Consider the following 23,436-nt stretch of genomic DNA (forward strand, 5'->3'; position numbering starts at 1 on the left):
AATGAAAAAAGAACAAATTCCCAATCTCTTAACAATAGGTCGAATTCTCTTTATACCTATTTTTATCTTTATTTTAACGATAGGAAATTCGATAGAGAGTCATATAGTGGCAGCTATTATCTTTGCTGTTGCCAGTATTACCGACTATTTAGATGGATATTTAGCTCGTAAATGGAATGTAGTCAGTAATTTCGGTAAATTTGCAGATCCTATGGCGGATAAGCTACTAGTTATGTCGGCTTTTATTATGTTGATTGAGCTAGGTATGGCTCCAGCTTGGATTGTTGCAGTGATCATCTGTCGTGAGTTGGCTGTGACAGGTTTAAGGCTTTTATTGGTTGAAACTGGTGGAACAGTTTTAGCAGCAGCAATGCCTGGAAAAATTAAAACTTTCAGTCAGATGTTTGCCATTATTTTCTTGCTATTACACTGGACTTTGCTTGGTCAAGTTCTACTTTATGTAGCCTTGTTTTTCACTATCTACTCTGGCTATGATTATTTCAAGGGTAGTGCCTATGTATTTAAAGGGACATTTGGTTCGAAATGAAATCAGTAATTGATGTAAAAAATCTTTCTTTTCGTTATAAGGAAAGTCAGGAATACTATGATGTGAAGGATATTACGTTTCACGTGAAACGTGGAGAATGGCTTTCGATTGTAGGGCATAATGGTAGTGGTAAATCAACGACGGTTCGCTTAATTGATGGCTTACTAGAAGCAGAATCTGGAGAGATTGTAATTGATGGCCAACGGCTAACTGAGGAAAATGTTTGGAATATACGTCGTCAAATCGGTATGGTTTTTCAAAATCCAGACAATCAGTTTGTTGGAGCGACTGTTGAAGACGATGTTGCCTTTGGTTTGGAAAATCAGGGCCTTTCTCGTCAAGAAATGAAAAAGAGAGTGGAAGAAGCTCTGGATTTGGTTGGCATGTTGGACTTTAAAAAGAGAGAGCCAGCACGTTTATCGGGTGGCCAAAAGCAACGTGTGGCCATTGCAGGTGTTGTAGCCCTAAGACCAGCTATTCTAATCTTAGATGAAGCAACGAGTATGTTGGATCCTGAGGGGCGTAGAGAACTGATTGAGACAGTAAAAGGAATTCGGAAAGACTATGATATGACGGTCATTTCCATTACACATGATTTGGAAGAAGTTGCCATGAGTGATCGTGTATTGGTCATGAAAAAAGGGTCAATTGAATCAACTAGTAGTCCAAGAGATCTTTTCTCTCGAAATGATTTAGATCAAATTGGATTAGACAATCCTTTTGCCAATCAATTAAAACATTCTTTGAACCAGAATGGCTATGATTTACCTGAAAATTATTTGACAGAAAGTGAGCTAGAGGATAAGCTATGGGAATTGCTCTAGAAAATGTGAGTTTTACATATCAAGAAGGGACTCCCTTAGCTTCAGCAGCTTTGTCGGATGTTTCTTTGACGATTGAAGATGGTTCTTATACGGCTTTAATTGGCCATACAGGTAGTGGCAAATCAACTATTTTACAACTCTTAAATGGTTTATTGGTTCCAAGTCAAGGGAGCGTGCGGGTTTTTGATACCTTAATCACCTCGACTTCTAAAAATAAAGATATTCGTCAAATTAGAAAACAGGTTGGCTTGGTATTTCAGTTTGCTGAAAATCAGATTTTTGAAGAAACGGTTTTGAAAGATGTTGCTTTTGGCCCGCAAAATTTTGGAGTTTCTGAAGAAGATGCGGAGCAGATTGCGCGTGAGAAACTGGCTCTGGTTGGAATCGATGAATCACTTTTTAATCGTAGCCCGTTTGAGCTATCAGGTGGACAAATGAGACGTGTTGCCATTGCAGGCATACTTGCTATGGAACCAGCCATATTAGTCTTAGATGAGCCCACAGCAGGCCTAGATCCTCTGGGAAGAAAAGAGCTGATGAATTTGTTCAAAAAACTCCACCAGTCAGGGATGACCATTGTCTTGGTAACGCATTTGATGGATGATGTTGCTGAATATGCGAATCAAGTCTATGTGATGGAAAAGGGACGTCTAGTTAAGGGTGGTAAGCCAAGTGATGTCTTTCAAGATGTTGTCTTTATGGAAGAAGTGCAGTTGGGAGTACCTAAAATTACGGCCTTTTGTAAACGATTGGCTGATAGAGGTGTGTCATTTAAACGATTACCGATTAAGATAGAGGAGTTCAAGGAGTCGCGAAATGGATAGTATGATTTTGGGGCGTTATATCCCAGGGGATTCGATTGTTCACCGATTGGATCCACGTAGCAAATTGCTGGCTATGATGCTACTAATTTTGATCGTTTTTTGGGCTAATAACCCCTTGACGAATCTAATTCTTTTTATAGCGACAGGGATATTTATTGCCTTGTCAGGAGTATCTCTTTCATTTTTTATTCAGGGCTTGAAGTCTATGTTTTTCTTGATTGCCTTCACAACTATTTTTCAACTGTTTTTCATTTCTAATGGGAATGTTTTATTTGAGTTTTCGTTTGTGAGAATCACGGATTATGCTTTGCAACAAGCTGGGATTATTTTTTGTCGCTTTGTATTGATTATTTTCTTTTCAACTTTGTTAACCTTAACGACCATGCCCTTAAGTTTGGCATCAGCTGTCGAAGCTTTGTTAGCGCCTTTAAAGCGTGTGAAAGTTCCAGTTCATGAAATTGGATTGATGCTGTCCATGAGTCTACGTTTTGTTCCAACCTTGATGGATGATACGACGCGGATTATGAATGCACAGAAAGCGCGTGGAGTGGATTTTGGTGAAGGAAGCATTGCTCAAAAAGTAAAGGCTATGATTCCTATTTTGATTCCTCTTTTTGCGACAAGTTTAAAACGTTCGGATTCCTTGGCTATCGCCATGGAAGCGCGTGGTTATCAGGGTGGAAAAGGCAGAAGTCAATACCGACAATTGAAATGGACTCGAAAGGATACGCTGACCATTCTTGTTGTTATCGTACTTGGTTGTTGCTTATTTTTCTTAAAATCTTAGTAGCTTTCAGGAATTGATAAAAAAGTTACTGTAACAGTTCTTGATATAAAGGTAGGGATATGAACCGTTTTAAAAAATCAAAATATGTCATTATTGTTTTTGTCACTGTTCTGCTTGTATCAGCTCTCTTAGCGACGACTTATTCAAGTACAATTGTAACAAAATTAGGAGATGGAATTTCATTGGTTGATAGGGTTGTACAAAAACCTTTTCAGTGGTTTGATTCTGTCAAATCAGATTTGGCTCATTTGACACGAACATATAATGAAAATGAAAGTTTGAAGAAACAGATTTACCAATTAGAAGTTAAATCAAATGAGGCGGAAAGTTTAAAGACAGAAAATGAACAATTGCGTCAATTGCTTGATATGAAGTCTAAATTGCAAGCCACAAAGACTTTAGCAGCAGATGTTATTATGCGTTCTCCGGTATCTTGGAAACAGGAATTGACCTTAGATGTAGGCAAATCAAAAGGAGCTTCAGATAACATGTTAGCTATTGCAAATGGTGGTTTGATTGGGAGCGTTTCAAAAGTGGAGGACAACTCTACCATGGTCAACCTTCTGACAAATACGGAAAATGCTGATAAGATTTCTGTTAAAATTCAACACGGCACTACCACAATTTATGGAATTATTGTTGGCTACGACAAGGAAAATGAAGTTCTTAAAATTAGCCAATTAAATAGTAATAGCGATATTAGTGCGGGAGATAAGGTGACTACTGGTGGATTAGGAAACTTTAACGTTGCTGATATTCCTGTTGGTGAAGTGGTTGCCACAACGCATAGTACAGACTATTTGACACGAGAAGTAACTGTTAAATTGAGTGCAGATACTCATAATGTGGATGTGATAGAATTAGTGGGGAATTCATAATGAGACAGTTGAAGCGGGTTGGAGTGTTTTTATTGCTTCCTTTCTTTGTTCTAATTGACGCCCATATTAGCCAGCTTCTGGGCTCATTTTTCCCCCATGTACATTTGGCTAGTCATTTTCTTTTTCTATTTCTCTTATTTGAGACAATAGAAGTATCAGAATATCTCTATCTAGTCTATTGTTTTATGGTGGGCCTGGTTTATGATGTTTACTTTTTCCATCTAATAGGGATTGCAACTCTCTTATTTATCTTATTGGGAGCCCTTCTTCATAAATTGAATAGTGTTATTTTGTTGAATCGTTGGACAAGAATGCTAGCCATGATTGTCCTGACATTCCTGTTTGAAATGGGTAGTTATCTTTTGGCTTTTATGGTAGGGCTGACAGTGGATAACATGTCGATTTTTATAGTCTATAGCTTGGTACCGACGATGATTTTAAATTTTTTATGGGTTACTGTTTTTCAATTTATTTTTGAAAAATATTATCTATAAGAACGACATATAAATGTAACAAAGGCGTAATATTTATTGGAGTTTTTTTTGGTATACTAGTATTGTCTTAAACAGAAGGAGTATTTATTAACCATGAAGAAAAAAATCTTAGCCTCGCTTTTATTAAGTACAGTAATGGTTTCCCAGGCAGCAGTATTGACGACTGCCCATGCAGAAACGACTGATGACAAAATTGCTGCTCAAGATAATAAAATTAGTAACTTAACAGCACAACAACAAGAAGCACAAAAACAAGTTGATCAAATTCAGGAGCAAGTATCTGCTATTCAAGCAGAGCAATCTAACTTGCAATCTGAAAATGATAGATTACAAGCAGAATCTAAGAAACTCGAGGGTGAGATTACAGAACTTTCTAAAAACATTGTTTCTCGTAACCAATCTTTAGAAAAACAAGCTCGTAGTGCTCAAACAAATGGAGCTGCAACTAGCTACATCAATACGATTGTAAACTCAAAATCAATTACAGAAGCTATTTCACGTGTTGCTGCAATGAGTGAAATCGTATCTGCGAATAACAAAATGTTGGAACAACAAAAGGCAGATAAGAAAGCTATTTCTGAAAAGCAAGTAGCAAACAATGATGCTATCAATACTGTAATTGCTAATCAACAAAAATTGGCAGATGATGCTCAAGCATTGACTACTAAACAGGCAGAACTAAAAGCTGCTGAATTGAGTCTTGCTGCTGAGAAAGCGACAGCTGAAGGGGAAAAAGCAAGTCTATTGGAACAAAAAGCAGCAGCTGAGGCTGAGGCTCGTGCAGCTGCGGCAGCAGAAGCGGCTTATAAAGAAAAACAAGCTAGCCAACAACAATCAGTACTTGCTTCAGGTAATACCAACCTAACAGCACAGGTACAGGCAGTATCTGAATCTGCAGTAGCACCTGTTCAGGCTAAAGTACGTCCAACATATAACACAGATGCCTCAACTTATCCAATTGGTGAATGTACCTGGGGAGTTAAAACATTAGCACCTTGGGCTGGAGACTATTGGGGTAATGGAGCACAGTGGGCCACAAGTGCAGCAGCAGCAGGTTTCCGTACAGGTTCAACCCCTCAAGTTGGAGCAATTGCATGTTGGAACGATGGTGGATATGGACACGTAGCGGTTGTTACAGCTGTTGAATCAACAACACGTATCCAAGTATCAGAATCAAACTATGCAGGTAATCGCACACTTGGAAACCACCGTGGATGGTTTAATCCAACAACGACTTCTGAAGGTTTTGTGACATATATTTATGCAGACTAATTAGAGAGGGACTCGAATAGAGCCCTCTTTTTCAGGTTTTACCGTGACAATAACGATTAAAAATCCCATCAAAATAGCTTGAAAATATCGAAAAAGTATGGTAGAATAAAAATTGTCGTGTGAACGATAATACTCATTCTTGATGAATTGTGAAGCAGTTGCCCTTGGGTCGTTTTGCGAGTTGAAGTCAAGAAGAGGAAAAAAACAAAAAGGAGAAATACTCATGGCAGTAATTTCAATGAAACAACTTCTTGAGGCTGGTGTACACTTTGGTCACCAAACTCGTCGCTGGAACCCTAAGATGGCTAAATACATCTTTACAGAGCGTAACGGAATCCACGTTATCGACTTGCAACAAACTGTAAAATACGCTGACCAAGCATACGACTTCATGCGTGATGCAGCAGCTAACGATGCAGTTGTATTGTTCGTTGGTACTAAGAAACAAGCAGCTGATGCAGTTGCTGAAGAAGCAGTACGTTCAGGTCAATACTTCATCAACCACCGTTGGTTGGGTGGAACTCTTACAAACTGGGGAACAATCCAAAAACGTATCGCTCGTTTGAAAGAAATTAAACGTATGGAAGAAGATGGAACTTTCGAAGTTCTTCCTAAGAAAGAAGTTGCACTTCTTAACAAACAACGTGCGCGTCTTGAAAAATTCTTGGGTGGTATCGAAGATATGCCTCGTATCCCAGATGTGATGTACGTAGTTGACCCACATAAAGAGCAAATCGCTGTTAAAGAAGCTAAAAAATTGGGAATTCCAGTTGTAGCGATGGTCGACACAAATACTGATCCAGATGATATCGATGTAATCATCCCAGCTAACGATGACGCTATCCGCGCTGTTAAATTGATTACAGCTAAATTGGCTGATGCTATCATCGAAGGACGTCAAGGTGAGGATGCAGTAGCAGTTGAAGCAGAATTTGCAGCTTCAGAAACTCAAGCAGATTCAATTGAAGAAATCGTTGAAGTTGTAGAAGGCGACAACGCTTAATTCATAATAAATAGTAATTACCTAGGAGGGCGGGGCTTAGCCCGGCTCTCCTATTTTTAAAAAATATAGGAGAATCAAAATGGCAGAAATTACAGCTAAACTTGTTAAAGAGTTGCGTGAAAAATCTGGTGCTGGTGTTATGGACGCTAAAAAAGCATTGGTTGAAGTGGAAGGCGATATCGAAAAAGCGATTGAATTGCTTCGCGAAAAAGGTATGGCAAAAGCAGCTAAGAAAGCTGACCGTGTTGCTGCAGAAGGTTTGACTGGTGTTTATGTTGACGGTAACATTGCAGCAGTTGTTGAAGTAAATGCTGAAACTGACTTCGTTGCGAAAAACGCTCAATTTGTTGAGTTGGTAAACGCAACAGCTAAAGCAATCGTTGAAGGAAAACCAGCTAACAACGAAGAAGCTCTTGCTTTGACAATGCCTTCAGGTGAAACTCTTGAAGCTGCATACGTATCTGCAACAGCGACTATCGGAGAAAAAATCTCATTCCGTCGCTTTGCTTTGATTGAAAAAACAGATGCACAACACTTCGGAGCCTACCAACACAACGGTGGACGTATCGGTGTTATCTCTGTAATCGAAGGTGGAGACGAAGCACTTGCTAAACAAATTTCAATGCACATCGCTGCTATGAAACCAACAGTTCTTTCATACAAAGAATTGGATGAGCAATTTGTTAAAGATGAGTTGGCACAATTGAACCACGTTATCGACCAAGATAACGAAAGCCGTGCAATGGTTAACAAACCAGCTCTTCCACACTTGAAATATGGATCAAAAGCACAATTGACTGATGAAGTGATCGCTCAAGCTGAAGCTGACATCAAAGCTGAATTGGCTGCAGAAGGCAAACCAGAAAAAATCTGGGACAAAATCATCCCAGGTAAAATGGATCGCTTCATGCTTGACAATACTAAAGTTGACCAAGCTTACACACTTCTTGCACAAGTTTATATCATGGATGACAGCAAGACAGTTGAAGCATACCTTGAGTCAGTTAACGCTTCAGTAGTTGAGTTCGCTCGCTTTGAAGTTGGTGAAGGTATCGAAAAAGCTGCAAACGACTTTGAAGCTGAAGTTGCGGCTACAATGGCAGCAGCCTTGAATAACTAATTATAGAAAGGAAGTAAATTTGCTTCCTTTTTTCTATGCAGTCGATCCTTATAGGGAGAACTTCCTATTTTCAAGGTAAAAATAAAAAGCCCTATAATAAGGGCTAAGTGCATTTAGGAGACTAAACTTCAAATTCATAGAGTGTTGTAGAGAGATAACGTTCACCGTTATCTGGTGCTAGAGCAAGAACTTTTTTACCTGTACCTAATTTTTTGGCAATCTCGATGGCTCCGTAGATAGCTGCAGCTGAAGAAATCCCTACAAGGAAACCTTCTTTTCCACCAATTTCACGGCCGAGTGCTAGAGCATCGTCTGACGTTACACGAACGATACCATCATAAGCCTTTGTATCCAGTGTATCAGGAATAAATCCAGCTGATATACCTTGAATTTTGTGAGGACCAGGTTTTTCACCAGATAGAATAGCAGATTCATCAGCTTCCACTGCATAAACTTGAATGTTTGAATTTGCTGATTTGAGTGCATGAGAAACACCAGAAATTGTTCCACCGGTACCAACTCCAGCAACAAAGGCATCTAATCCATTTTTACCGAAAGCAGCTAGTATCTCAGCTCCTGTTGTTCTTTCGTGTACTTCTGGATTTGCTGGGTTGTCAAATTGAAGAGGAAGGAAACCATCACGTTCAGCAGCGATTTCTTGAGCCTTAGCAATAGCACCTTTCATTCCTTCGCTACCAGGAGTAAGGACGAGTTCAGCACCATAGGCTTGGATAATCTTACGTCGTTCCACACTCATAGTTTCAGGCATAACGATAACAACTTTATACCCTTTAGCAGCCCCTACCCATGAAAGTCCAATACCAGTGTTTCCACTTGTTGCTTCAACAATAGTAGAACCAGGTTTCAGAATACCGTCTTGTTCAGCTTTTTCAATCATGCTAAGAGCAATACGGTCTTTTACAGAAGAACCAGGGTTAAATGCTTCAAGTTTTACATAGACATCTGCAGCACCTTCTGGCACAATGTTGTTGAGTTTAACAATCGGAGTTTGACCGATTAGTTCAGTAATGTTGTTATAAATAGACATATGAATACCTCTTTGTATAAGATATCTCTAGTATAACGCTATCTATACCATTTGTAAAATATAGAAATCCTATCGAAGTGATAGGATTTTTTTATATCACAGGTCTAAGCCATTAATTTTCAAGCGATTGTGATAAGCTAATTCTAGTAAATAGGTGTAAAGGAGAACGCTATCCGTTTTCTTTTTGAATTGCTTCATTTTCTAGTAGGTCTTGGCAAGCATCTTTTTATGTTGCTAATTAAAGTAGCGGAGAAAATATCAGTGAAACACTGTATTATCTATTATTTACACAAGGTTTACAGGAACCTCAACTTCGCGTAAACCTTGATCAGTTAAAGTGACTTTTCCATTAAAAAACTCTATAAGTGAAGCTTTAATATTTTCTTTTTCTTCTTTATCAACATAAATCATCGTATCGACTTGATCTGTAAAGTTTGTATCCAGCTCCATGAGATTATGTTCTTTAAGGAAGTTACTGTACTCTTGGTACTGAGCATAAGACATTTGAATAGCAATGCCAGCCTGTTCTTTTATTTCAATAATACCAATTTCTTTGACACCTAAGGCGACACTGCCGGCGTAAGCACGAATCAGTCCTCCAGCGCCTAGTTTAATACCACCAAAGTAGCGTGTCACTACCACACAGACATTGGTAAGATTGTGATTTTCTAGCACCCCAAGCATGGGAACGCCAGCAGTACCACTAGGCTCACCATCATCACTTGTTCGTTTGATTTCACTACGTTCTCCAATAATGAAGGCAGAGCAGTTATGCGTAGCTTTGTAGTGTTCTTTTTTGATGGTGGTAATGAAGTCACGAGCCTCTTCTTCGCTATAAACACGCTTGGCATGACAGATAAAGCGTGATTTTTTGATTTCTTCTTGGACTTGACCGTCCTCTTTAATTGTTCTAAATTCCATGATTTAATTGTACTAAAAAATCATCTAAAGCGCTAGGTTTTTACGAATAAAGAAGTATGAAAGTAAATCCAAATTATCTTGGTCGCTTGTTTACTGAGAATGAATTAACAGAAGAAGAACGTCAGTTGGCGGAGAAACTTCCAGCAATGAGAAAGGAGAAGGGGAAACTTGTCTGTCAACGTTGTGATAGTGCTATTTTAGATGAATGGTATTTGCCCATCGGTGCTTACTATTGTCGAGAGTGCTTGCTGATGAAGCGAGTCAGGAGTGACCAAGCTTTATACTATTTTCCGCAGGAGGATTTTCCTAAACAGGATGTTCTTAAATGGCGTGGTCAATTAACTCCTTTTCAAGAAAAGGTGTCAGAGGGATTGATTCAAGCAGTAGAGAAGCAAGAGCTAACTTTAGTTCATGCGGTGACAGGGGCTGGAAAGACAGAAATGATTTATCAAGTTGTGGCTAAAGTGATTAATGGAGGTGGTGCAGTATGTTTGGCTAGTCCTCGCATAGATGTTTGTTTGGAGCTGTATAAGCGCCTGCAAAAGGATTTTGCTTGTAAGATAGCCCTCCTACATGGAGAATCGGAACCTTATTTTAGAACACCACTAGTTGTTGCGACAACCCATCAGTTATTAAAATTTTATCAAGCTTTTGATTTACTGATAGTGGATGAAGTAGATGCCTTTCCTTATGTTGACAACCCCACGCTTTACCATGCTGTCAAGAATAGTGTAAAGGAGAATGGGCTGAGAATCTTTTTAACAGCGACTTCGACTGATGAGTTAGATAAAAAGGTCCATTTAGGAGAACTAAAAAGACTGAGTTTGCCTAGACGATTTCATGGAAATCCGTTGATTATTCCTAAGCCAGTTTGGTTATCGGATTTTAATCGCTATTTGGATAAGAATTGTTTGTCACCAAAGTTAAAGTCCTATATTGAGAAGCAGAGAAAGACAGCTTATCCCTTACTCATTTTTGCTTCAGAAATTAAGAAAGGGGAGCAGTTAAAAGAAATCTTACAGGAGCAATTTCCAAATGAGAAAATTGGCTTTGTATCTTCTGTAACAGAGGATCGATTAGAGCAAGTACAAGCTTTTCGAGATGGAGAGCTGACAATACTTATCAGTACGACGATATTGGAGCGTGGGGTTACCTTTCCTTGCGTGGATGTTTTCGTAGTAGAAGCCAACCATCGTTTGTTTACCAAGTCAAGCTTGATTCAGATTGGTGGACGAGTTGGACGAAGCATGGATAGACCGACAGGAGATTTGCTTTTCTTCCATGATGGGTTAAATGCTTCAATCAAGAAGGCGATTAAGGAAATTCAGATGATGAATAAGGAGGCTGGTCTATGAAGTGTTTGTTATGTGGGCAGACTATGAAGGCTGTTTTAACTTTCAGTAGTCTCTTACTTCTGAAGAATGATGCCTCCTGTCTTTGTTTAGACTGTGATTCTACTTTTGAAAGAATTGGGGAAGAGAACTGTCCAAATTGTATGAAAACAGAGTTGTCAACAAAGTGTCAAGATTGTCAATTTTGGTGTAAAGAAGGAGTTGAGGTCAGTCATAGAGCAATTTTTACTTACAATCAAGCTATGAAGGATTTTTTCAGTCGGTATAAGTTTGATGGAGACTTCCTTTTAAGAAAAGTTTTTGCTTCAGTTTTAAGTGAGGAGTTAAAAAAGTACAAAGAGTATCAATTTGTTGTAATTCCATTAAGTAAGGAGAGATATGCTAACAGAGGATTTAATCAGGTTGAGAGCTTTGTAGAGGCAGCAGGCTTTGAGTATCTGGATTTACTAGAGAAAAGAGAAGAGAGAGCCAGTTCTTCTAAGAGTCGTTCAGAACGTTTAGCTACAGAACTTCCTTTTTTTATTAAAAGTGGAATCATTATTCCTAAGAAAATCCTACTTATAGATGATATTTATACTACAGGAACAACTATAAATCGTGTGAAGAAACTGCTGGAAGAAGCTGGTGCTGAGGATGTAAAAACATTTTCCCTTGTAAGATGAGGAAAAAATTTGCAAAAATAGAATGAAAGCGTTATAATAAAATCATAAAAACAAAAATGTTTAGAAAGAAGGTACTCATATGATTAAATATAGTATCCGTGGTGAAAACCTAGAAGTAACAGAAGCAATTCGTGATTATGTAGTTTCTAAACTCGAAAAGATCGAAAAGTATTTTCAAGCTGAACAAGAGTTGGATGCCCGAATTAACTTAAAAGTTTATCGTGAAAAAACGGCTAAAGTGGAAGTAACGATTCCGCTTGGATCTATTACTCTCCGCGCAGAAGATGTGTCTCAAGATATGTATGGTTCAATTGACCTTGTAACTGATAAAATTGAACGTCAGATTCGTAAAAATAAAACAAAAATCGAGCGTAAAAATAAAAATAAGGTAGCAACTAGTCAATTATTTACAGATGCTTTGGTGGAAGATCCAAATGTTGTCCAGTCTAGAGTTGTTCGTTCAAAACAAATTGATTTAAAACCAATGGATTTGGAAGAAGCTATTCTACAAATGGATTTGTTAGGACATGATTTCTTTATCTATGTGGATGTTGAAGATCAGACAACCAATGTGATTTATCGTCGTGAGGATGGCGAAATTGGTTTGTTAGAAGTTAAAGAATCTTAATTTCAATATGTGTAAAGGTAGGTTTACTGAATTGTAAACCTCCTTTTTCTTATAATTGATAGAATTACTGATTACACTTTTAAAAGTCGCTTTTTGAGGGTTATTATGGTATAATGGGTGCCAAGAGGTTTGGAATGAAAAAATTTTATGTAAGTCCAATTTTTCCTATTCTAGTAGGATTGATTGCGTTTGGAGTCTTATCCACTTTCATTATTTTTGTTAATAATAATCTGTTGACGCTTTTAATTTTGTTTCTTTTTGTAGGAGGCTATGTTTTTTTATTTAAGAAACTGAGAGTGCATTATACAAGGAGTGATGTAGAACAGATACAGTATGTAAACCACCAAGCGGAAGAAAGTTTGACATCTCTATTGGAACAGATGCCTGTAGGTGTTATGAAATTGAATTTATCTTCTGGAGAGGTTGAGTGGTTTAATCCCTATGCTGAATTGATTTTGACCAAGGAAGATGGCGATTTTGATTTGGAAGCTGTTCAAACGATTATCAAGGCTTCAGTAGGAAATCCGTCTACTTATGCCAAACTGGGTGAGAAGCGTTATGCTGTTCATATGGATGCTTCTTCCGGTGTTTTGTATTTTGTAGATGTATCCAGGGAGCAAGCCATAACAGATGAGTTAGTAACGAGTCGACCAGTGATTGGAATTGTATCTGTGGATAATTATGATGATTTGGAGGATGCAACTTCTGAGTCAGATATTAGTCAAATCAATAGTTTTGTAGCTAATTTTATATCAGAGTTTTCAGAAAAATACATGATGTTTTCTCGTCGGGTAAGTATGGATCGATTTTATCTCTTTACTGACTACACGGTGCTTGAGGGCTTGATGAATGATAAATTTTCTGTTATTGATGCTTTCAGAGAAGAGTCGAAACAGAGACAGTTGCCCTTGACCTTAAGTATGGGATTTTCTTATGGCGATGGAAATCATGATGAAATAGGGAAAGTTGCTTTGCTCAACTTGAACTTGGCTGAAGTACGTGGTGGCGACCAGGTGGTTGTCAAGGAGAATGATGAAACGAAAAATCCAGTCTACTTTGGAGGTGGGTCGGCTGCGTCTATCAAGCGCACTCGTACCCGTACTCGATCAATGATGACAGCCATATCTGATAAGATTCGTAGTGTGGATCAAGTGTTTGTAGTTGGGCATAGAAATTTAGATATGGATGCCCTGGGCTCTGCTGTAGGTATGCAGTTGTTCGCCAGCAATGTGATTGAAAATAGCTATGCTCTTTATGATGAAGAACAAATGTCTCCAGATATTGAACGAGCTGTTTCATTCTTAGAAAAAGAAGGAGTTACGAAGTTGTTGTCTGTTAAGGATGCAATGGGGATGGTGACTAATCGTTCTTTGTTGATTCTTGTAGACCATTCAAAGACAGCCTTAACATTATCAAAAGAATTTTATGATTTATTTACCCAAACTATTGTTATTGACCACCATAGAAGGGATCAGGATTTTCCAGATAATGCAGTTATCACTTATATCGAAAGTGGTGCAAGCAGTGCCAGTGAGTTGGTAACGGAATTGATTCAGTTCCAGAATTCTAAGAAAAATCGTCTGAGTCGTATGCAGGCCAGTGTTTTGATGGCTGGTATGATGCTGGATACTAAAAATTTTACCTCACGAGTGACTAGTCGGACATTTGATGTTGCTAGCTATCTCAGAACGAGAGGAAGTGATAGTATTGCTATCCAAGAAATCGCTGCGACAGATTTTGAAGAATATCGTGAGGTCAATGAACTGATTTTACAGGGGCGTAAATTAGGTTCAGATGTACTGATAGCAGAGGCTAAGGACACGAAATGCTATGATACAGTTGTTATTAGTAAGGCAGCAGATGCCATGTTAGCTATGTCGGGTATTGAAGCGAGTTTTGTTCTTGCGAAGAATACACAAGGATTTATCTCTATCTCAGCTCGCAGTCGTAGTAAATTGAATGTACAACGGATTATGGAAGAACTGGGAGGTGGAGGCCACTTTAATTTGGCTGCAGCTCAAATTAAAGATTTAACCTTGTCAGAAGCAGGTGAAAAACTGACAGAAATTGTATTAAATGAAATAAAGGAAAAGGAGAAAGAAGAATGAAAGTAATCTTTTTAGCAGATGTCAAAGGAAAAGGTAAAAAAGGCGAAATTAAGGAAGTACCAACAGGGTATGCGCAAAACTTTCTTATCAAAAAGAACCTAGCAAAAGAAGCGACTGCTCAAGCGGTAGGTGAGCTTCGTGGTAAACAAAAATCTGAAGAAAAAGCTCACGCTGAAATGATTGCAGAAGCAAAAGCAATTAAAGCCCAACTTGAATCAGAGGAAACTATTGTAGAATTTGTTGAAAAGGTTGGTCCAGATGGCCGTACCTTTGGTTCTATTACCAATAAGAAGATTGCAGAAGAATTGCAAAAGCAATTTGGAATTAAGATTGATAAACGTCATATTCAAGTACAAGCTCCGATTCGAGCAGTTGGTTTGATTGATGTACCAGTGAAAATCTATCAAGATATCACAAGTGTAATCAACCTTCGTGTGAAAGAAGGATAAGTTTACACCTTCTTGACAAGATTGTAAAAGGAAGGGAAGTCTGATGGCAGAAGTAGAAGAGTTACGAGTACAACCTCAAGATATCTTAGCTGAGCAATCCGTTTTAGGGGCTATCTTTATTGATGAGAGTAAGCTTGTTTTTGTGCGAGAATACATTGAGTCTCGGGACTTTTTTAAGTATGCCCATCGTTTGATTTTCCAAGCTATGGTTGATTTATCCGATCGTGGTGATGCTATAGATGCAACAACGGTTCGTACCATTCTTGATAATCAAGGTGATTTGCAGAATATTGGTGGCCTGTCTTACCTAGTTGAGATTGTCAATTCTGTGCCCACTTCTGCTAATGCGGAGTATTATGCTAAAATCGTTGCAGAAAAAGCAATGCTACGTCGTTTAATTGCCAAGTTGACAGAGTCTGTCAACCAAGCTTACGAGGCTTCACAACCAGCTGATGAAATCATTGCTCAGGCAGAAAAAGGCCTGATTGATGTCAGCGAAAATGCTAATCGAAGTGGATTTAAGAACATTCGAGATGTGTTGAATGTCAACTTTGGAAATCTGGAAGCTCGCTCGCAACAAACGACCGATATTACAGGTATTGCGACAGGCTATCGTGATTTAGATCATATGACGACTGGTCTGCATGAAGAGGAGTTGATTATCTTAGCAGCTCGTCCGGCGGTTGGTAAGACAGCCTTTGCCTTGAATATCGCTCAGAACATTGGGACTAAGTTGGACAAAACGGTTGCTATTTTTTCACTGGAAATGGGTGCGGAAAGTCTAGTGGATCGTATGTTAGCGGCAGAAGGTTTGGTGGAATCCCATTCTATCCGTACGGGTCAATTGACTGATGAGGAGTGGCAAAAATATACCATTGCTCAAGGGAATTTAGCTAACGCCAGTATCTATATCGATGATACGCCAGGGATTCGGATTACAGAGATTCGTTCTCGTTCTCGTAAATTGGCTCAAGAAACGGGCAATCTTGGTTTGATTTTGATAGATTACTTGCAATTGATTACAGGTACAGGCCGAGAAAATCGTCAACAAGAAGTTTCTGAAATTTCTCGTCAGTTGAAGATCTTAGCCAAGGAACTGAAAGTTCCTGTAATTGCTCTAAGTCAGCTTTCTCGTGGTGTAGAACAACGTCAGGACAAGAGACCGGTCTTGTCTGATATTCGTGAATCTGGGTCTATTGAGCAGGACGCTGATATCGTAGCTTTTCTCTATCGCGATGACTACTATGAACGTGGTGGTGAAGAAGAGGACGGTATCCCAAATAATAAGGTGGAAGTTATTATCGAGAAAAACCGTAGTGGAGCTCGTGGAACAGTGGAATTGATTTTCCAAAAAGAATACAATAAATTTTCAAGTATCTCAAAAAGGGAGGCATAAAATGACAGATGCATTTACAGATGTAGCTAAGATGAAAAAAATCAAAGAGGAAATCAAGGCACATGAGGGTCATGTAATTGAAATGACTTTGGAAAATGGACGTAAGCGCCAAAAAAATAGATTGGGTAAGCTAATTGAAGTTTATCCATCCCTATTTATTGTGGAATTTGGGAATGTGGAAGGAGATAAACAAGCTAATGTTTACGTTGAATCCTTTACTTACTCAGATATTCTTACAGAAAAGAATTTGATTCATTATCTGGACTAAAGTGAGAAATTTTCTCACTTTTTCTTTTTTCTCCGAATAGTTTAAGTGAAGGCAATCTTCGATTTATATTAGTTTCAAGGAGGAAGAATGAAAATTTTACCGTTTATAGTAAGAGGGACAAGTTATTGTTTGAAGATGTCAGTTAAAAAGGTTGTTCCTTTTTTAGTAGTAGGATTGATGCTAGCAGCGGGTGATAGTGTCTATGCCTATTCTGGAGGGAATGGGTCGATTGCGCGTGGAGATGATTATCCTGTTTATTATAAAAATGGGAGCCAGGAGATTGATCAGTGGCGCATGTACTCTCGTCAGTGTACTTCTTTTGCAGCCTTTCGTTTGAGTAGTGTCAATGGTTTTGAGATTGCAAAGGCTTATGGAAATGCGAATGAATGGGGACATCGTGCTCGTCGTGAAGGCTATCGTGTAGATAATACACCGACGATTGGCTCTATTGCTTGGTCTACTGCAGGAACTTATGGGCATGTTGCCTGGGTGTCAAATGTAATGGGAGATCAGATTGAGATCGAGGAATATAACTATGGTTATACAGAAGCCTATAATAAACGAAGTATAAAAGCAAATATGATGACAGGATTTATTCATTTTAAAGATTTGGCTGGTGGCAGTGTTGGGAATAGTCAAACCTCAGTTTCAACAGGAGGAACACATTATTTCAAGTCTAAGTCTGCTATCAAAAATCAGCCATTAGTTAGCGCAACTGCGATTGATTACTATTATCCTGGGGAGAAGGTTCATTATGATCAAATTCTCGAAAAAGATGGATACAAGTGGTTGAGTTATACAGCTTATAACGGAAGTCGTCGTTATATTCAGCTAGAAGGAGTGGCTTCTTCACAGAATTATCAGAACCAATCAGGAAACATCTCTAGCTATGGATCCAATAGTAGTTCAACTGTCGGTTGGAAGAAAATAAATGGTAGTTGGTATCATTTCAAATCAAATGGGTCTAAATCAACAGGCTGGTTGAAGGATGGTTACAGCTGGTATTATTTGAAATCATCTGGTGAAATGCAGACAGGCTGGTTAAAGGAAAATGGCTCGTGGTATTATCTGGATAGTTCAGGGGCAATGAAAACAGGCTGGTATCAAGTTTCTGGTAAGTGGTATTATTCTTACTCTTCAGGTGCCTTAGCTGTTAATACGACGGTGGATGGCTACAGAGTAAACAGTGATGGAGAACGAGTATAGAAAATTGGAGTAGGAAATTTTTCCTGCTCTTTTCTGTAAGCAGTTTCCTTGACATTTTTCTTATTTTGCGCTATCATATATCTATATAATATATGGGAGTCTGTGTACAGTCTGAGAGGAAGTGTTAAACTTCGACCGCACCTGATCTGGGTAATGCCAGCGTAGGGAACGATACTTAGTCTATTCTTGACCTTTTCCATATATGGTAAAGGTTTTTCTTTTTGTCAAAGGAAAACGAGAAGAGGAGGTTTTTATGAAAGCAAGCATTGCCTTGCAAGTTTTACCCTTGGCACAGGGGATTGATCGGATTGCTGTTATCGATCAGGTCATTGCTTATCTACAAGCTCAAGAAGTGACCATGGTGGTGACACCATTTGAAACGGTCTTGGAAGGGGAGTTTGATGAGCTCATGCGCATTCTCAAAGAAGCGCTGGAAGTGGCAGGGCAGGAGGCAGATAATGTCTTTGCCAATGTCAAAATAAATGTAGGAGAGATTTTAAGTATTGATGAGAAACTTGAAAAGTATACTGAGACGACACATTAGTCTATTGGGCTTTCTGGGAGTCTTGTCAATCTGGCAGTTAGCAGGTTTTTTTAAACTTCTCCCCAAGTTTATCCTGCCGACACCTTTTGAAATTCTTCAGGCCTTTGTTCGTGATAGAGAATTTCTCTGGTACCATAGCTGGGCGACCTTGAGAGTGGCTTTGCTAGGTCTAATTTTGGGAGTCTTGATTGCCTGTCTCATGGCTGTGCTCATGGACAGTTTGACTTGGCTCAATGACTTGATTTACCCTATGATGGTGGTTGTTCAGACCATTCCGACCATTGCCATAGCTCCTATCTTGGTCTTGTGGCTAGGTTATGGGATTCTGCCCAAGATTGTCTTGATTATTTTGACGACAACTTTTCCTATCATCGTCAGTATTTTGGACGGTTTTAGGCATTGTGACAAGGATATGCTGACCTTGTTTAGTTTGATGCGGGCCAAGCCTTGGCAAATCCTGTGGCATTTTAAAATCCCAGTCAGCCTGCCTTACTTTTATGCAGGTCTGAGGGTCAGTGTCTCCTACGCCTTTATCACAACAGTGGTATCTGAGTGGTTGGGAGGCTTTGAAGGACTAGGTGTCTACATGATTCAGTCCAAGAAACTGTTTCAGTATGATACCATGTTTGCTATTATTATTCTGGTATCGATTATCAGCCTTATGGGTATGAAGCTGGTTGATGTCAGTGAAAAATATGTTATTAAATGGAAACGTTCGTAGAATAAGAATGTTTCAAAAAAGAAAAGAGGAAATCAAAATGAAGAAAACATGGAAAGTGTTTTTAACTGTTTTAACAGCTCTTGTAGCTGTCGTGCTTGTAGCTTGTGGTCAAGGAACTGCTTCTAAGGACAACAAAGAAGCAGAACTCAAGAAGATCGACTTTATCCTAGACTGGACACCAAATACTAACCACACAGGGCTATATGTTGCCAAGGAAAAAGGTTATTTCAAAGAAGCTGGAGTGGATGTTGATTTGAAATTGCCACCAGAAGAAAGCTCATCTGACTTGGTTATCAATGGTAAGGCACCATTTGCAGTGTATTTCCAAGACTACATGGCTAAAAAATTGGAAAAAGGAGCAGGAATCACTGCCGTTGCAGCTATTGTTGAACACAATACATCAGGAATCATCTCACGTAAATCTGACAATGTAAGCAGTCCAAAAGACTTAGTTGGTAAGAAATACGGGACTTGGAATGACCCAACTGAACTTGCTATGTTGAAAACCTTGGTAGAATCACAAGGTGGAGACTTTGAGAAGGTTGAAAAAGTACCAAATAACGACTCAAACTCAATCACACCGATTGCCAATGGCGTCTTTGATGCTGCTTGGATCTACTATGGATGGGACGGAATTCTTGCTAAATCTCAAGGTGTAGATGCTAATTTCATGTACTTGAAAGACTACGTTAAAGAATTTGACTACTATTCACCAGTTATCATCGCAAACAACGACTATCTGAAAGATAACAAAGAAGAAGCTCGTAAAGTCATCCAAGCCATCAAAAAAGGTTACCAATATGCTATGGAGCATCCAGAAGAAGCGGCTGATATCCTCATCAAGAATGCACCTGAACTTCAGGAAAAACGTGACTTTGTCATCGAATCTCAAAAATACTTGTCAAAAGAATACGCAAGCGACAAGGAAAAATGGGGTCAATTTGATGCAACTCGCTGGAATGCCTTCTACAAATGGGATAAAGAAAATGGTATCCTTAAAGAAGATTTGACAGATAAAGGCTTCACCAACGAATTTGTGAAATAATGACAGAAATAAGACTAGAACACGTCAGTTATGCTTATGGTCAGGAGAGGATTTTAGAGGACATTAACCTGCAGGTGACTTCAGGTGAAGTGGTTTCCATCCTAGGCCCAAGTGGTGTTGGAAAGACCACCCTCTTTAATCTAATCGCTGGGATTTTAGAAGTTCAGTCAGGGAGAATTGTCCTTGATGGTGAAGAAAATCCCAAGGGGCGCGTGAGTTATATGTTGCAAAAGGATCTGCTCTTGGAACACAAGACGGTGCTTGGTAATATCATTCTGCCCCTCTTGATTCAAAAGGTGGATAAGGCAGAAGCTATTTCCCGAGCGGATGAAATTCTTGCGACCTTCCAGTTGACAGCTGTAAGAGATAAATACCCTCATGAACTAAGTGGTGGGATGCGCCAGCGTGTAGCCTTGCTCCGGACCTACCTTTTCGGGCACAAGCTCTTTCTCTTAGATGAAGCCTTTAGCGCCTTGGATGAGATGACCAAGATGGAACTCCACGCTTGGTATCTTGAGATTCACAAGCAGTTGCAGCTAACGACCCTGATCATCACGCATAGTATCGAGGAGGCTCTTAGTCTCAGCGACCGCATCTATATCTTGAAAAATCGCCCTGGGCAGATTGTTTCAGAAATTAAACTAGATTGGTCTGAAGATGAGGACAAGGAAGTCCAAAAGATTGCCTACAAACGTCAAATCTTGGCAGAATTAGGCTTAGATTAAGTAGAAAAATAGGGAGTTGGTGAAGATTATCCTTTACCAGCGCCCTTTTTCTTTTAAAAATGAGAAAATTTCGGTATAATAGTCAATTATACCGAAATCATTCTATAATCGTTGATACATAAGGGTTTTATGTGTCGCTTTTTTTTATTTTGTGGACTTTTTTAAGAACTTTTTATTTTTTCGAGGGCAGTTTCAAAGAATGAGACTGCTCTTTTTTGATTTTCTTTTGATAAATGGCTGTAAGTGTCCATAGTTACAGATATTTTTGCATGGCCAAGCCGTGTCTGTATTTCCTTGTATGGCAGGCCAGCATTAAGCAAGATACTAGCGTGAGTGTGTCGGAAAGCATGAAAGCCTAAATCAGTACAGTTAGCGTTTTTTAAGTGCTTATGTAGGCGGTAATCAACTTTTCGAGTATTGACATAGTTGTCAAAGCTATCAGAGAATACTTTCTCATAGGTTAAGCCAATGTTTCTACCGTTTTCTGCTTGTCTTGCTCGGTAGAGACGAAGCATGAGCACTGTTTTATGATCAATATCTAAAACTCTATAGCTTGATTTTGTCTTAGGAGTGTTTACCTGGTTTAAAATGTTGAGTGTTTTGTTAATATCGATCGTTCCGTTCTGCAGGTCAATATCAGACCATTCCAGGGCCAGACATTCACGGATGCGCAGTCCAGTAGCTAGGAGTGTCTTATAAAGCACGGTATCATAAAAATTGATAAAGGTATTTTCTAGGCTATCGAGATAGGAGAGGAAGTTTTTAAGTTCCTGATCTTGAAAGTATTTAATTTCTTGTTTATCTCTGGTTATCTTTCTGGGAATGACAACATCACGAGCAGGGTTATTGTCTAATGCCTGGATAGAAACTCCATACTGTAGAATACGTTTATTTAAGGCATGAAGATGATTGTATTCTTTATACCCCGTTCCGTCCTGATTGTACTCATCCGCCCATTTATTTACCTGAGTTTGGATAATGACAGGTGTAAGTTTATCTAGTTTGTAAGTACCAAATGAGGGCAAGAGGTAGTTATTTAAGCAACCTTTTATCTTAATCTGCGTATTAGTCTTTACGGTATACTGGTAGGTTTGCCAAAATAAGTCCACAAGTTCGCTATAGGTTGTTATATGTGAGCGTTGTTTCCGTGTCGAGCCGTTTTTCTCAAATTCTACCTTAGCCTGGGTGGTCTTGTTTTTGAGTTCTTTCTTTGTTCGTGCTGATATGGTAGTCTTGACCTTCTTACCAGTTACAGAATCAATGCCAAGATAGATACTGGAGCGGTAGACTGCTGATCCGTCTTTTTTCGTGTGTTGTGTAATTTTCATGGTTTACTCCTTTTCCATCAGCAGGCAAGCAATTAGAAAAGGTTTTGAGTTTAGACCATGCGAGGGGCTACGAGAACCCCTTATTTTCGATTTTAAGCAGTCAGACGGTAAATTGTACCAGAATAGGAAACAAGGCGGATATGGGGCTGATATGAGGGTTTTAAAAAGCCCATATATTGCAAGTAGTTCTATCTTAATGTGTCAGTGATATTATACCAATTATTCGGAAATCCAAGTGTGTCCAATACAATGCCGGCTTCAATGGAGTGCGCTTTTTTATTTAGAGCTTTGGTTCTTTTAATAATAGTGTTATGTAATTGAGCGTATTGTGTGGAAGCAAGTAGGCATTGCAAGGCAAGAAAAACATAATATACAGATTGTCTTGATGTATTGGCATTGTTATTGTAATAATGGAAATAAGCTAGTTGTGGAAGATTCTCACGACATTTATAATTGAAAAGCTTATTATTATGAGCAGTGATATTTCTAATTTCTAGTATATTTTTAATAATACTTTCTAAAGCCTTTCCACTTAAAAGGTCTTTACTAGGTCTATTTTGGATGTATTCAATATTTTCTTGTAAGAATGGTGATAAATCTCTAGCTATTTGATTTTTTATATCAGTGTTTAGATTTCTATAAAAGTTAAATGCTTGTCCTAATGTAAGTTCATTGATGATAACCCAGAAAGGAACAACGCCATGTTGTTTATAGTGGTGTTTTATAGAATTGTTTTGCTTATCCCTATTATAATCATTGAGTATTCTAGCTAATATACTGATTAAGTTTGTAATTTGTGCGAGCCTTTTTGCATCTTTTTGTGTTTCAAAATTATTAATATCTAGATAAGAGTATGGCTTTGGATATGATTCTGAAAAACGATATGCCAGTACGGATTTAAAGTGTTTTTCTGCATCTATAATTGCTTTTAAAAAAGCTGATTTAATTTCTTTATCGTAAAAGTGTGTTGCAGCTATTTCTCTAAAGTCTGCACCAGTTATAAATTTATCTTTTGATGTTTGAAAAAATTTACTATATCCGTTGACGACGTTGTAATAGTTGTTAGTTAGAAGGTATCTTTTACATTCTACTATGTTATCTATTTCTAAACCTCTAGACTGGAGAAGTTTTATTTGTTCATCTAATGTTTGAAATGGTTTCATATATGTTCCTTATATACAAAAACACCACCTAGTAGAACTAGGCGGTGTTTCGCGTACTCTGCTCCCTTGGGAGCAGAAACTCTTCTCATTGCCTAATAATACTGTAATTTTTAGTTTTTGTCA

Annotated in this window: 25 protein-coding genes and 1 riboswitch; of the genes, 21 read left to right on the plus strand and 4 right to left on the minus strand. The window is 38.6% G+C overall.

Annotation, left to right across the window (positions count from 1 at the left end; all coding sequences use genetic code 11):
- Position 1: 1 nt before the first annotated feature.
- The 9 genes from pgsA (at position 2) to tsf (ending at position 7,749) form a co-directional block, all read left to right on the plus strand.
- On the plus strand, positions 2-547 hold the full coding sequence (pgsA, locus tag HT689_RS02775) for a CDP-diacylglycerol--glycerol-3-phosphate 3-phosphatidyltransferase (RefSeq protein WP_049511275.1): 546 nt from the start codon (positions 2-4) through the stop codon (positions 545-547).
- Positions 544-1,371: an energy-coupling factor ABC transporter ATP-binding protein gene (locus HT689_RS02780; protein ID WP_173224848.1), complete on the plus strand. Its 828-nt coding sequence runs from the start codon at positions 544-546 to the stop codon at positions 1,369-1,371. Before pgsA ends, HT689_RS02780 begins: the two co-directional genes overlap by 4 nt.
- A complete protein-coding gene (locus HT689_RS02785; RefSeq protein ID WP_173224851.1) occupies positions 1,356-2,195 on the plus strand; it encodes an energy-coupling factor transporter ATPase in 840 nt (279 codons plus the stop codon). Before HT689_RS02780 ends, HT689_RS02785 begins: the two co-directional genes overlap by 16 nt.
- Positions 2,188-2,982 (plus strand): energy-coupling factor transporter transmembrane protein EcfT, encoded by a 795-nt coding sequence (locus tag HT689_RS02790; protein ID WP_173224855.1) that lies wholly within the window; start codon positions 2,188-2,190, stop codon positions 2,980-2,982. Before HT689_RS02785 ends, HT689_RS02790 begins: the two co-directional genes overlap by 8 nt.
- A 59-nt stretch (positions 2,983-3,041) precedes the next feature.
- Complete coding sequence (gene mreC / locus HT689_RS02795) at positions 3,042-3,860, plus strand: rod shape-determining protein MreC (RefSeq protein ID WP_173224857.1); 819 nt, start codon at positions 3,042-3,044, stop codon at positions 3,858-3,860.
- Complete coding sequence (mreD, locus tag HT689_RS02800; RefSeq protein ID WP_172929838.1) at positions 3,860-4,354, plus strand: rod shape-determining protein MreD; 495 nt, start codon at positions 3,860-3,862, stop codon at positions 4,352-4,354. Before mreC ends, mreD begins: the two co-directional genes overlap by 1 nt.
- A 93-nt stretch (positions 4,355-4,447) precedes the next feature.
- Entirely contained in the window at positions 4,448-5,626 is a 1,179-nt protein-coding gene (locus tag HT689_RS02805) for a CHAP domain-containing protein (RefSeq protein ID WP_081530007.1), read from the plus strand.
- Positions 5,627-5,849: 223 nt separating this feature from the next.
- On the plus strand, positions 5,850-6,629 hold the full coding sequence (gene rpsB / locus HT689_RS02810; protein WP_000268466.1) for a 30S ribosomal protein S2: 780 nt from the start codon (positions 5,850-5,852) through the stop codon (positions 6,627-6,629).
- Between the two features lie 79 nt (positions 6,630-6,708).
- The gene (tsf, locus tag HT689_RS02815; RefSeq protein WP_050223249.1) at positions 6,709-7,749 is read left to right on the plus strand and encodes a translation elongation factor Ts; all 1,041 of its coding nucleotides are present in this window, start codon (positions 6,709-6,711) and stop codon (positions 7,747-7,749) included.
- Between the two features lie 121 nt (positions 7,750-7,870).
- Here tsf and cysK read toward each other — a convergent pair whose 3' ends face one another.
- Positions 7,871-8,797, minus strand: coding sequence for a cysteine synthase A (gene cysK, locus HT689_RS02820; protein ID WP_173224859.1), 927 nt, complete (start codon positions 8,795-8,797; stop codon positions 7,871-7,873).
- 285 nt (positions 8,798-9,082) lie between these two features.
- Positions 9,083-9,718 (minus strand): YigZ family protein, encoded by a 636-nt coding sequence (locus tag HT689_RS02825; protein ID WP_173224861.1) that lies wholly within the window; start codon positions 9,716-9,718, stop codon positions 9,083-9,085.
- 56 nt (positions 9,719-9,774) lie between these two features.
- Here HT689_RS02825 and HT689_RS02830 point away from each other — a divergent pair, with 56 nt between their 5' ends.
- From HT689_RS02830 to HT689_RS02885, 12 genes are all read left to right on the plus strand, one after another.
- The gene (locus HT689_RS02830) at positions 9,775-11,073 is read left to right on the plus strand and encodes a DEAD/DEAH box helicase (RefSeq protein WP_173224863.1); all 1,299 of its coding nucleotides are present in this window, start codon (positions 9,775-9,777) and stop codon (positions 11,071-11,073) included.
- On the plus strand, positions 11,070-11,732 hold the full coding sequence (locus tag HT689_RS02835) for a ComF family protein (RefSeq protein WP_173251456.1): 663 nt from the start codon (positions 11,070-11,072) through the stop codon (positions 11,730-11,732). Before HT689_RS02830 ends, HT689_RS02835 begins: the two co-directional genes overlap by 4 nt.
- Before the next feature lie 79 nt (positions 11,733-11,811).
- The gene (raiA, locus tag HT689_RS02840) at positions 11,812-12,360 is read left to right on the plus strand and encodes a ribosome-associated translation inhibitor RaiA (protein WP_173251454.1); all 549 of its coding nucleotides are present in this window, start codon (positions 11,812-11,814) and stop codon (positions 12,358-12,360) included.
- Between the two features lie 134 nt (positions 12,361-12,494).
- A complete protein-coding gene (locus tag HT689_RS02845; RefSeq protein WP_173218770.1) occupies positions 12,495-14,468 on the plus strand; it encodes a DHH family phosphoesterase in 1,974 nt (657 codons plus the stop codon).
- Complete coding sequence (gene rplI / locus HT689_RS02850) at positions 14,465-14,917, plus strand: 50S ribosomal protein L9 (RefSeq protein WP_173224870.1); 453 nt, start codon at positions 14,465-14,467, stop codon at positions 14,915-14,917. The genes HT689_RS02845 and rplI overlap by 4 nt, the downstream gene beginning before the upstream one ends.
- A 43-nt stretch (positions 14,918-14,960) precedes the next feature.
- Entirely contained in the window at positions 14,961-16,313 is a 1,353-nt protein-coding gene (dnaB, locus tag HT689_RS02855) for a replicative DNA helicase (protein WP_050142692.1), read from the plus strand.
- A 1-nt stretch (position 16,314) separates the two neighbouring features.
- Positions 16,315-16,581, plus strand: a complete 267-nt coding sequence (locus HT689_RS02860; RefSeq protein WP_000128619.1) for a Veg family protein — start codon at positions 16,315-16,317, stop codon at positions 16,579-16,581.
- 87 nt (positions 16,582-16,668) lie between these two features.
- The gene (cbpD, locus tag HT689_RS02865) at positions 16,669-17,787 is read left to right on the plus strand and encodes a choline binding-anchored murein hydrolase CbpD (RefSeq protein WP_173224872.1); all 1,119 of its coding nucleotides are present in this window, start codon (positions 16,669-16,671) and stop codon (positions 17,785-17,787) included.
- Between the two features lie 82 nt (positions 17,788-17,869).
- Positions 17,870-17,972, plus strand: a riboswitch (TPP riboswitch).
- 68 nt (positions 17,973-18,040) lie between these two features.
- Positions 18,041-18,331, plus strand: coding sequence for a thiamine-binding protein (locus HT689_RS02870; protein WP_000647659.1), 291 nt, complete (start codon positions 18,041-18,043; stop codon positions 18,329-18,331).
- Positions 18,294-19,052 (plus strand): ABC transporter permease, encoded by a 759-nt coding sequence (locus HT689_RS02875; protein ID WP_173224875.1) that lies wholly within the window; start codon positions 18,294-18,296, stop codon positions 19,050-19,052. The genes HT689_RS02870 and HT689_RS02875 overlap by 38 nt, the downstream gene beginning before the upstream one ends.
- 37 nt (positions 19,053-19,089) lie before the next feature.
- Positions 19,090-20,097: an ABC transporter substrate-binding protein gene (locus HT689_RS02880; protein WP_173224878.1), complete on the plus strand. Its 1,008-nt coding sequence runs from the start codon at positions 19,090-19,092 to the stop codon at positions 20,095-20,097.
- Positions 20,097-20,822 carry an ABC transporter ATP-binding protein gene (locus HT689_RS02885; protein WP_173224880.1) on the plus strand — a complete coding sequence of 242 codons (726 nt, stop codon included), beginning with the start codon at positions 20,097-20,099 and terminating at the stop codon, positions 20,820-20,822. Before HT689_RS02880 ends, HT689_RS02885 begins: the two co-directional genes overlap by 1 nt.
- A gap of 161 nt (positions 20,823-20,983) precedes the next feature.
- On the opposite strand, the gene HT689_RS02890 is transcribed toward HT689_RS02885, so the two are convergent.
- Together HT689_RS02890 and HT689_RS02895 are read right to left on the minus strand one after the other, a co-directional pair.
- Positions 20,984-22,150, minus strand: a complete 1,167-nt coding sequence (locus HT689_RS02890) for a site-specific integrase (protein WP_173224883.1) — start codon at positions 22,148-22,150, stop codon at positions 20,984-20,986.
- Positions 22,151-22,338: 188 nt separating this feature from the next.
- The gene (locus HT689_RS02895; protein ID WP_173224887.1) at positions 22,339-23,313 is read right to left on the minus strand and encodes an Abi family protein; all 975 of its coding nucleotides are present in this window, start codon (positions 23,311-23,313) and stop codon (positions 22,339-22,341) included.
- Positions 23,314-23,436: the final 123 nt, after the last annotated feature.

The sequence above is a fragment of the Streptococcus sp. 2342 genome (genome assembly GCF_013276795.1).
Lineage (GTDB): Bacteria > Bacillota > Bacilli > Lactobacillales > Streptococcaceae > Streptococcus.